The organism is Kribbella sp. (assembly GCF_035687465.1).
In the GTDB taxonomy this organism is placed as follows: domain Bacteria; phylum Actinomycetota; class Actinomycetes; order Propionibacteriales; family Kribbellaceae; genus Kribbella.
This window is the reverse complement of the sequence record NZ_DASRXP010000116.1, coordinates 1-9,730: the sequence shown is the minus strand read 5'-3', so window position 1 is coordinate 9,730 and position 9,730 is coordinate 1. Positions and strand designations below refer to the sequence as shown.

Sequence of the window (9,730 nt, the reverse complement as noted above, 5' to 3'; positions counted from 1 at the left end):
GAGCAGCGCAGCAAACTCCACGGCGAACTCCTGGTCGCCGTAGTGGGGGTCTGCGCTGACTGTACTCATGCGTCTGCATTAGAACAGATGTTCGATCGATTGCAAATCGAGCAGACCGTCCTGAGATGCCGAATCCCCTTGCCTGTAAGCGTGTGCAGCCGTGGCCATATGATTGCGATAGGCAACTGACGAGGGGATGGCGTCGGATGCGCATCATCTAATAGGTTCTACAGGAATCGTGCCGCGTCGAGGTCCCGCCGTACTGGCGTCACCGGGCCGATCCGATCAAGAACGAAGGCGAGCGTTTGTTCCGTGCCGGCGCAGCCGTCGACGGTGACCTCTCCAGGTACGTCCAGAAGATCGAGACGGTGGTACCACTCACGGAGCTTGTCGGAGGGGACCGCCATCGCGCCGCGTTCATGGCGGCGCAGCGTCTCCTCGAGGGGCACATCGAGGTAAAACACATGACTGGGGCCTGGATGCTCCCCGACCAACCGGCGCAGCATCGTGCCGTAGTGCGGGGAGTACAGGATGCCTTCGAGGATCACGTTGTAGCCGATACCGGCGCAGTACCGCACGGTCTCGGCGATGAGATCGATGTTGTCGCCGGCCGGTACGTCGTGCTCGCGCAGGATCACGCGCCGGAGGTGATCCTGCCCGACGTTGGCCGTACCGGGCCCGAGTGCACGCTGGAGCTCCAGCGCCAGCGTTGACTTTCCCGACGCGGAGTTTCCCCGAATGATCACCAGGTGCGACACATCGGACAAGATAGATGGTGAAGGGCCGCACCGCTCGAAGTCCTCCAAAAACGACATGGCCGCCGCAACTCCTCAGATCGAGGTGTTGCGACGACCATGTGAACCCGCGGTAGGTGCGGCCCTTCGATTGGGGTGGCGTTAGCCGACGTGGACGCCGGGCTTGCCGTCGGAGGCCAGGTCCTTGTGCTTGACCGAGAGGCCGAAGAAGATGACGATCGCGACGCCGACGAACATGAAGGCCGAGAACATGAAGGCCCTGGTGAAGCCGTGCGTGGTGGCGAGCGCGGTGAACTGTCCTTCGAGCTGCTTGATCTGTTCCGGCGACTGCCCGGACTCCGCGGCCTTCTGCAGCCCCGGTGCCAGCTCGGTGAACCTGTCCTTGATGGCGGTGGTGGAGACCGTGCCCAGCAGCGCCAGGCCGATCGCACCACCGATCTGCTGCACCGTGTTCAGTACTGCGGAACCGACGCCGGAGTCCTCGTCCGCCACGCCACTGACCGCGGTAAGGGTGAGCGGCACGAAGATCAGGCCCATGCCGAACGAGAGCAGCAGGATGTACGGCAGCAGGTGGGTGGCGTAGCCGGAGTCGACCTCGAGTTGCGTGAAGCCGAACATGCCGCCCGCGGCCAGTGCCGCACCGACGCCGGCGATCCAGCGCGGGTCCATCCTGGCGATCAGGGTGGAACCGACCTGGGCCGCGACCACGATGCCGAAGCTGAACGGCAGGAAGGCGAAGCCGGTCTCCAGCGCGCTGTAGCCCATGATGTTCTGGATGTAGATGCCCAGGAAGTAGAACATCGAGAACAGCGCCGCGCCGACCACCAGCATGGCGATGAAGCTGACCCCGCGGGTCTTGTTCGCCAGGATCCGGAACGGCATCAGGGCGTGCTTCGAGCGCGCCTCGAGGGCGAGGAAGATCCCGATCAGCGCCACACCGCCGATGATGAAGGCGAGCGTGACCGGGTCCGACCAGCCTTCCTGTGCGGCGTGGGTCAGGCCGTAGACCAGGCCGGTGAGACCGAGGGTTCCGGTGACCGCGCCCGGCAGGTCGAACTTGCCGGTCTGGCGAGCAGACTCACCCAGGTAGCGGACCGCCAGCACGGCCACGATCAGGCCGATCGGGGTGTTGATGAAGAAGGTCCAGCGCCAGGATGCCTCGGTCAGCAGACCACCGAGGATCAGGCCGACGGCAGCACCGGCACCCGACATCGCGGCGTACACACCCATCGCGCGGTTGCGCTCCTTCCCGGCCGGGAAGGTGGTGGTGATCAGTGCGAGCGCGTTCGGCGAGGCCGCCGCGGCCGCGAGGCCCTGCAGGATCCGGCTGGCGAGCAGCACGGTCTCGTTCTGCGCGATACCGCCGATGAACGAGGCGACGCCGAACAGCACGACGCCGAAGATGAACACCTTGCGGCGACCGAGGATGTCCCCGATCCGTCCGCCGAGCAGCAGCAGACCACCGAAGGCCAGCGCGTAGGCGTTGACCACCCACGGCAGCGAGGCGTTGCTGAAGCCGAGATCGGTCTGGATGTGCGGCAACGCGATGTTGACGATGGTGCCGTCCAGCACCACCATCAGCTGCGCCATGCTGATCAGCGCGAGCGCGATGCCGAGGTTGCGGTGGCCGTGCGTTGGCGCGGCCGCGTCGACCGCCGCCGGCTCCGGCGGATCGGCCTTGATGACGTCTTCTGACATGCGGATATATCCCCTCTTGGTTACTGGCTTAGTTGGTCGCTGAATCCGGCCCCTCACCGGTCAGCTAGCCTGCGACCCCCGCGCCGCAGGCAGGATCACGTTGTCGATCACCCGGAGAACAAGCTCATCCGTCGGTTCGATCCCGAGGATGAAGGAGTAATGAATCATCAGGGCGGGCAGCGTCTGCGAGAGCAGTTCGACGTCGACGCCGGCTGCGATCTCACCCCGCCCCACCGCACGTTCGTAGACCCGGGCCACCACGGCCTGCCGCGGTGCGACGAAGCGCTCCTGGAAGGCCCGTTCAAGCTCGTTGTCACGGTGCAGCGCGGTCAGCAGACCGGCCATCAGCGACATCGGCATCTCGGAGGTGAACCCACCCTCGCAACACGAGATCGAGATCAGGTCGCCGCGCAGGCTCCCGGTGTCGATGTCGTCCGGCACCGGACAACCCTTGGCCCGGCTGACGGCATCGACCACCAGCTCCGCCTTGGTCGACCAGCGCCGGTACAGCGTTGCCTTGCTGGCCTTGGCAGCCGTCGCCACCGCGTCCATGGTCAGCCGGTCGTAGCCCAGTTCCGCGACGAGTTCGACGGTCGCGTCGAGGATCTCGTCCTCGCGACCGCCTTCGACCCGGGGCCGGTGGCGTGGACCGAGTGCAGCAACATCTGTCATGGTCGTTTGATCACCCTGTGTGAGCAGTTAGTAGCTGATAGAACGAAACGGTTTCGTTTCATCCACCACGGTACGACTCATGTGAAGGTTTGCACAAACGAATTTCGGAGAAAGTCAGGAGTGGCATACGTCACTCTGCGTACCACTTGAGCAGTGGTACGCAGGATTCACGCTCAGGTCAGTCGTCGTCCTCGGCGCGACGAGCGGCTTCCATCCGCTGGGCGATCCGCGCGGCGCGTTGTTCGATGCTGCCGGCCAGGCGATCGCGGGCGGCGCGGAGGACGAAGATCGACAGGATCGACGAAACGATCAGGGCGATCAGGAGCAGCGGGAAGATGGACAGCCAGTTGTTCAGGGCGAACCAGAGCACTGCGAAGCAGACCGCGAACAAGGCTGCCCGCAGGCCGGTGTAGATGGCGAATTCCTTCATGGTCAGACTCCGGCGTACGAGTGCAGGCCCGAGACCAGCAGGTTCACGCCGACGAAGTTGAAGATGAAGACGAACCAGCCCACGATCGCGATCGTGGCCGCCCGGCGACCACGCCACCCTGCCGTCGCGCGGGCGTGCAGGTAAGCGGCGTACACGACCCAGGTGACCAGCGACCAGACCTCCTTGGGGTCCCAGCCCCAGTACCGGCCCCAGGCGTACTCCGCCCAGATCGGCCCGGCGACCAGCACGCCGAAGGTCCACAGCGGGAAGGCGAACGCGAGCACCTTGTACGCCGTACCGTCCATCGACTCCGCACTCGGCAGCCGTCGGAGCGAGGCCGACATCGTGCCGCCGGTGAGGACACGGCGCTCGGCGCGCGACTTCACCAGGTACAGGATCGAGACCAGCCCGCCGATGGTGAAGGCACCACCGGAGATCGCGGCGGCGGAGACGTGGATGACCAGCCAGTACGAGTGCAGCGCCGGCACCAGCGGACCGGCCGGGGTGTACAGCGCGAGCGTCGCGAGCCCGAGGACGGCTGCGACGAACAGAGTGACGCCGAGTCCGAGCCACTGCAGTTTGTAGCGGTGCACGAAGAGGAGGTAGACGGCGGCGACCGCAAGCGACGACGTGATGGTGAACTCGTACATGTTGCCCCACGGCACCCGCTCGGCAGCGAGACCACGAGTGAGCACCCCGGTCAGGTGCAGCAGGAAGGCCAGCCAGGTGAGCAGCAACCCAACCCGGCTCGCCGCCTCGGCCCGCTCGGACCTGCTCCCGGCAGCGACCGAGCCAGAAGAACCAGAACCAGCAGAAGGTGCGGCAGCAGCCGGTACTACGCCCGCGCCCGCCTCCGTGGCTCCGACAAGCGCGACGGCTTTCACCTCGGCCGCGGTAGTCACGGTACTGGTGACCGCCCGGCCCATCGCCCACTCGAGCGCGTGCGACATCATCGCCAGCGCATAGATCACGGTGGCAGTCGGGATGACCAGGTTGGAGACGTGCGCGAAGGCCTCCGGGCTCATGGCTGCTCCTGCTTCTTCAAGTCGTCCGTTGTCAAAGCTTGTGCGATGGCCTGGAGTTCGTCGCCGAGACCGCGCTCGGGACCCCGGTCCAGGCCGGCGACCTCGACCACGGTACGCCCGTCCTCGGTCCGTACCCGCACCCAGGTCCGGCGTGGGTGGATGAACAGCGAACCCATCAGCCCGAGGATGGCCAGCAGGATCCCGGCCAGGGCGAGGTTGAGTCCGGGAGTGTGGCTGATCTGCAGCTTCACCCAGCGATCGTAGGAATCGAAGGTGAGCGAGCCGCGGTTGTCCGGCAGGTTGACGCTCTGCCCCGGAGCCAGCTGGAACCGCAGCTTGTCACCCTTGCCGTCGTCGAACTGCGTCAGCTTCGACTTGTCGAGCTGGTACACCGACTGTGGCTTGCCAGTCTCCGTGGCCGGCCGGCCGTAGTACCCGGTCATCACCAGGGCCGGGTTCAGCGCGTCGGGGAAGACCGAGACCGGCCCGCGCTGGTCGATCACCGCGGTCGGTAGGAAGAACCCTTCGAAGCCGAGTTGTTCGGGCCGCGCATCCGGTGCCTTCACCACGCCGAACGACGAGAAGTTGCTGTCCTGCGGGAGGAACGGCACCGGACCGGAGTACGCGATCTGGCCCTTGCCGTCTTTCACAGTGACCCGCGGCGCGTACCCGTGGCCGAGCAGGTGCACGTTGGTGCCGTCCACCTTGAGCGGGTGGTTCACCCGCAGGTCGTACGACTGCTCCGGTGCGTCCGGGGTGGTCTGGTAGGTGATGTTCGCGTTGAACTCCGTGGCCGCGCCGCGTTGCGGTCCGTCGGTCTGGAACTTGGCGGTGAACTCGTTCACCTTCAGGTAGAACGGCGGCAGGTCGTCGGAGTTGAACACCCGGCCCGGGCTGAAGTCGTCGTACTGCGCGATCGAGTTCGAAAAACCGTTGCCGACGACAACCAACACGGTGCCGCGGTAGCCGAGGAGCGCACCCCACGCGGCGCCGATCAGCGCCAGGATCAAGGAGAAGTGGAAGAGCAGGTTGCCGGCCTCGCGGAGATACCCGCGCTCGGCGGCGATCGCACCGTCGTACGACTGCACCCGGAAGCGCCGCCGGCGAAGCTCCTTCGCCGCCAGCTCCAGTACGTCGTCGTCCGCGGCCGGCTCGAACCGCTGGTACCCCGCCAACCGGTTCAGGTTGCGCGGCGGCTTCGGGGGTCGCGCCCGCAAGGCCTTCAGGTAGACCTGCAGCCGCGGCACCACGCAACCGATCAGCGAGATGAACAGCAGCAGGTAGATAGCGGAGAACCACGGCGACTTGTAGACGTCGAAGAGGCCGAGCTTGTCGTAGAACGGCCCGAGCTTCGGGTGCGCCTCGAAGAAGTCGGACACCTTGATCGGGTCGATCGCGGTCTGCGGGATCAGTGACCCCGGCACCGCGCCGAGCGCGAGCAGGAAGAGCAGCACCAGGGCCGTCTTCATCGAGGTCAACTGCCGCCAGGTCCAGCGCAGCCAGCCGACCAGGCCCAGCTTGGGCAGGTCCGGCGGGGCCGGACTGTCGACCCGGTCCTTGACGTCCGTCATCTCACACCGCCGACCCGAAGTTGGCGACCCATTGCCTGAGATCGGCGGTCATCGAATCCCATACCCCTGTCAGCAGCAGTACTCCTACGGCGATCATCAGGACGCCGCCGATCCTGATCACCAGCACCTGGTGCTTGCGCACCCAGGCGACGGCCCCGAGCATCCGGCGGAAGGCCAACGCGGCCACGATGAACGGGATGCCCAGCCCAAGGCTGAACACCAGCGCCAGTGCGGCACCCCGGCCGGCACTGCCCTCCGTCGCGGCCAGGTTCATCACCGTACCGAGTGTCGGGCCGATACAAGGAGTCCACCCGAACCCGAACAACACCCCGAGCAGAGGCGCCGCCGCGATCCCAACCGCTGGAACCCGGTGCACCCGCACGTCCCGCTGCAGGAATCCGAACCCACCAAGAAAGACCAGCCCCAGTACTACGGTCGCGGCGCCGAGCACCCTGGTGATCACGGTCTGGTGATCCAGCATCGCGTTGCCGATGGCACCGAACACCACACCGGTCAGGATGAAGACGGCCGAGAATCCCGCGACGAACAGGCTGGTCCCGGCCAGCATCCGGCCGCGGCGTTCCGTGCCCAGCTCGGCGGCGGACAGCCCGGTCACATAGGAGAGGTAGCCCGGCAGCAACGGCACCACGCACGGCGAGAAGAACGAGATCGCTCCGGCCAGCACCGCGATCGGCAGTGCCACCAGCATCGAGCCCGTCATGGACTGCGCGAACCACTCACCCACTGTGTTCAGCCATTCCGGTCAGCCAGCGGCCGCATCTTGGACCATGCCGACCAGGGTCTCCTTGGTGACCGGCCCCAGCACGCGCGCAGCCACCTTTCCGTTCTTGTCGATCACCAGCGTGCTCGGGATCGCGGACGCCGTGATCTGGCCACGGAACTTGAGCAACTGCTTGCCGTTCGGGTCGTAGATGCTCGGGAACCCGACCCCGAACGCCTCGACGAACTTCTTCGCCTGAGCCATGTCCAGGTCACGGTTGTTCAGCCCGATGAACTGCACCGAGGAGCCCAGCTCCTTCGACGCGGCGTTCAGGTCGGGCGCCTCGGCCCGGCAGGGCGGGCACCAGGAACCCCAGACGTTCATCACCACGACCTTGCCGCGGTGGTCGTCGAGGTTCCACTGAGCGCCGTCCAGGGTCTCGCCGCCGAACGCCGGGGCCGCCACGCGCTTGTCCGGCACGAACGTCGCCACCCGTCCGCTGTCGCTCACGAATCCGGTCTGCCCGTCCCGGTTGTCACTCGCCTGCTGCCCCGTACTGCACGCCGTCAGCCCGACCAGCAGCCCCGCCAGCACCAGCGCAGTCCGTCGCATCAGGCGCCTCCGACGAACTTCTTCGGGTTCTTCACCGGCAGCAGGTCCTTGGCCGGCTCGGCATAGCCCACCGACACGATCGAGTCCCCGTGGAAGGTGAAGGACGTCAGGCTGGCCAGACTGCACTGCCTCTTCCGTGGGTCGTGCGCCAGCCGGCGGCCCTCGACAGCGGACCGGACGATCCAGATCGGCAACTGGTGCGAGACGATCAGCGCCTCGTGCCCGGCGGCCTTCTGCCGGGCGGTCTCGATCGCGTCCCGCATCCGCCGGACGAGCTGCTGGTACGGCTCACCCCAGGACGGCTTCAACGGGTTCCGCAGCAGCCACCAGGCGGTCGGGTTGCGCAGCGCGCCGTCCCCGACGCCGAACTTCTTGCCCTCGAACAGGTTCGCGGCCTCGATCACCCGCTCGTCGATGTCCGGGGTCAGGCCGAGCGTGGTGGCGATCGGCTCCATCGTCTCCCGGGCCCGCTCCAGCGGCGAGCTGACCAGGTGCACGATGTCGCGGCCGGCCACGTGCTCGGCGACCCGGTCGGCCATCTTGCGGCCGAGCTCGGACAGATGGAAGTCGGGGATCCGGCCGTAGAGCACGCCGGTCGGGTTGTCCACCTCGCCGTGACGCATCAGGTGCACGACCGTCGTTTCGGTCACCGCTACGGATCCCTTCAGCTCTCTACTGCTGCCGCTGCCCGGGCTGCCCCGGCCAACGCTGTCTCGAGTGTGGCCAGTGCGTCGTCGTCTATCGCCGCACTCACGAACCAGGCTTCGAAGGCACTCGGCGGCAGGTAGACACCGGCGTCCAGCATGGCATGGAAGAACGCGGCGAACCTGGGCAGCACCTGGGCACTCGCCCCGGCGAAGTCCCGGATCGGTCGAGGAGCTTCCGAGGACTCCACGAAGAAGACGCTGAAGAGGTTCCCGGCGGCCTGGATGACGTGCGGCACACCTTCCTTGTCCAGCGCGGTGGCGACCAGCCGCTGGATGGTCGCGGAGGTCTCGTCGATCCTCGCGTAGACGTCGTCCGTTGCCAGCCGCAACGTCGTCAGGCCGGCGGTCGTCGCGATCGGGTTCCCCGACAGCGTGCCCGCCTGGTAGACCGAGCCCTCCGGAGCCAGGTTCGACATGATCTCCGCCCGGCCTCCGAATGCGGCTGCCGGGAAACCACCGCCCATCACCTTGCCGAACGTCATCAGATCCGGCTCGACCCCGTCCACGCCGTACCAGCCGGACCGGGTGATCCGGAAGCCGGTCATCACCTCGTCGGAGATGAACAGCGCGCCGTTGTCCTTGCAGGTCCGGGCCAGGAACGCGTTGAAGCCGTCCTGCGGCGGGACGACCCCCATGTTCCCGGGCGACGCCTCGGTGATCACCGCCGCGATCTGGTCGCCGTACTCCGCGAACGCCTGGCTGACCGCGGCCTGGTCGTTGTAGGGAAGGACGATCGTGTCGGCCGTGGTGGCTTCCGTGACTCCCGGCGTACCGGGGATGCCGAGGGTGATCACGCCGGAGCCGGCCTGGGCGAGCAACGCGTCCACATGTCCGTGGTAGCAGCCGGCGAACTTGACGATCTTGGCCCGGCCGGTGGTGCCACGGGCCAGTCGCAGCGCGGACATGGTTGCCTCGGTACCCGACGAGACCAGCCGCACCTTCTCCACCGGAGTACGGGCGACGATCTCCTCGCCCAGTTCCACCTCCGCCTGCGTGGGAGTCCCGTACGACGTGCCGCGGCTGACCGCCGCTTGGACGGCGGCCGTCACCTCGGGATGGGCGTGGCCCAGCAGCATCGGGCCCCATGAGCAGACCAGATCGACGTAGTCGTTGCCGTCGACATCGGTGATGTGACATCCCTCACCGGAGGCCATGAAGCGCGGCGTCCCACCGACGGCACGGAAGGCGCGGACCGGGGAGTTCACCCCGCCCGGCGTCACGGCGGAGGCTCGATCGAACAGGCTGGCGGAATGCTCGGTGTGAACGGACACGGCGGCCATTCTCCCCGACAGACCTGTGCGTCCGGTGGGCGGGGACCACGCTTACCAACGTCCCTTCGGCCGGTAAGTAGCGATTGGGGGCTTCACTTGTCGGTTGTTACGCGCCAGTATGGGTACCCGGTGACCGCCCGGGCACTGTCCGCGTCCACCCGTAACCCACGCAGGGAACGGACGTTAGACCAGATACGGGCTGTGATCGGGACCGATTTGGTAGACGTGTCCGCAGCGTGGGGCGGGGCAGGTCGATGAGGCACGGAGG

Annotated in this window: 10 protein-coding genes; all 10 read right to left on the bottom strand. The window is 66.8% G+C overall.

Annotated features, from left to right (window positions below):
* Positions 1-227 precede the first annotated feature (227 nt).
* Complete coding sequence (locus VFG33_RS05850) at positions 228-746, bottom strand: AAA family ATPase (RefSeq protein ID WP_325023194.1); 519 nt, start codon at positions 744-746, stop codon at positions 228-230.
* Between the two features lie 150 nt (positions 747-896).
* Positions 897-2,453, bottom strand: a complete 1,557-nt coding sequence (locus VFG33_RS05845; protein WP_325023192.1) for an MFS transporter — start codon at positions 2,451-2,453, stop codon at positions 897-899.
* Positions 2,454-2,513: 60 nt separating this feature from the next.
* Positions 2,514-3,125, bottom strand: coding sequence for a TetR/AcrR family transcriptional regulator (locus tag VFG33_RS05840; RefSeq protein ID WP_325023190.1), 612 nt, complete (start codon positions 3,123-3,125; stop codon positions 2,514-2,516).
* A gap of 178 nt (positions 3,126-3,303) precedes the next feature.
* Positions 3,304-3,555 (bottom strand): DUF4229 domain-containing protein, encoded by a 252-nt coding sequence (locus VFG33_RS05835; protein WP_325023188.1) that lies wholly within the window; start codon positions 3,553-3,555, stop codon positions 3,304-3,306.
* Positions 3,556-3,557: 2 nt separating this feature from the next.
* Positions 3,558-4,580, bottom strand: coding sequence for a c-type cytochrome biogenesis protein CcsB (gene ccsB, locus VFG33_RS05830; protein WP_325023186.1), 1,023 nt, complete (start codon positions 4,578-4,580; stop codon positions 3,558-3,560).
* Positions 4,577-6,151 (bottom strand): cytochrome c biogenesis protein ResB, encoded by a 1,575-nt coding sequence (gene resB, locus VFG33_RS05825; RefSeq protein WP_325023184.1) that lies wholly within the window; start codon positions 6,149-6,151, stop codon positions 4,577-4,579. Before resB ends, ccsB begins: the two co-directional genes overlap by 4 nt.
* A gap of 1 nt (position 6,152) precedes the next feature.
* Positions 6,153-6,896, bottom strand: coding sequence for a cytochrome c biogenesis CcdA family protein (locus VFG33_RS05820; RefSeq protein WP_325023182.1), 744 nt, complete (start codon positions 6,894-6,896; stop codon positions 6,153-6,155).
* Between the two features lie 18 nt (positions 6,897-6,914).
* On the bottom strand, positions 6,915-7,484 hold the full coding sequence (locus tag VFG33_RS05815) for a TlpA family protein disulfide reductase (RefSeq protein WP_325023180.1): 570 nt from the start codon (positions 7,482-7,484) through the stop codon (positions 6,915-6,917).
* Positions 7,484-8,107 (bottom strand): histidine phosphatase family protein, encoded by a 624-nt coding sequence (locus VFG33_RS05810; RefSeq protein ID WP_325023196.1) that lies wholly within the window; start codon positions 8,105-8,107, stop codon positions 7,484-7,486. Before VFG33_RS05810 ends, VFG33_RS05815 begins: the two co-directional genes overlap by 1 nt.
* 41 nt (positions 8,108-8,148) lie before the next feature.
* Positions 8,149-9,471, bottom strand: coding sequence for a glutamate-1-semialdehyde 2,1-aminomutase (hemL, locus tag VFG33_RS05805; protein WP_325023178.1), 1,323 nt, complete (start codon positions 9,469-9,471; stop codon positions 8,149-8,151).
* Positions 9,472-9,730: the final 259 nt, after the last annotated feature.

What these genes read in the sequence shown, in the direction of transcription:
- resB (WP_325023184.1), bottom strand. Translation starts at nt 6,151, where the DNA reads ATGACGGACGTCAAGGACCGGGTCGACAGTCCGGCCCCGCCGGACCTG.
- VFG33_RS05815 (WP_325023180.1), bottom strand. Translation starts at nt 7,484, where the DNA reads ATGCGACGGACTGCGCTGGTGCTGGCGGGGCTGCTGGTCGGGCTGACG.
- VFG33_RS05840 (WP_325023190.1), bottom strand. Translation starts at nt 3,125, where the DNA reads ATGACAGATGTTGCTGCACTCGGTCCACGCCACCGGCCCCGGGTCGAA.
- ccsB (WP_325023186.1), bottom strand. Translation starts at nt 4,580, where the DNA reads ATGAGCCCGGAGGCCTTCGCGCACGTCTCCAACCTGGTCATCCCGACT.
- VFG33_RS05835 (WP_325023188.1), bottom strand. Translation starts at nt 3,555, where the DNA reads ATGAAGGAATTCGCCATCTACACCGGCCTGCGGGCAGCCTTGTTCGCG.
- hemL (WP_325023178.1), bottom strand. Translation starts at nt 9,471, where the DNA reads ATGGCCGCCGTGTCCGTTCACACCGAGCATTCCGCCAGCCTGTTCGAT.
- VFG33_RS05845 (WP_325023192.1), bottom strand. Translation starts at nt 2,453, where the DNA reads ATGTCAGAAGACGTCATCAAGGCCGATCCGCCGGAGCCGGCGGCGGTC.
- VFG33_RS05810 (WP_325023196.1), bottom strand. Translation starts at nt 8,107, where the DNA reads ATGCGTCACGGCGAGGTGGACAACCCGACCGGCGTGCTCTACGGCCGG.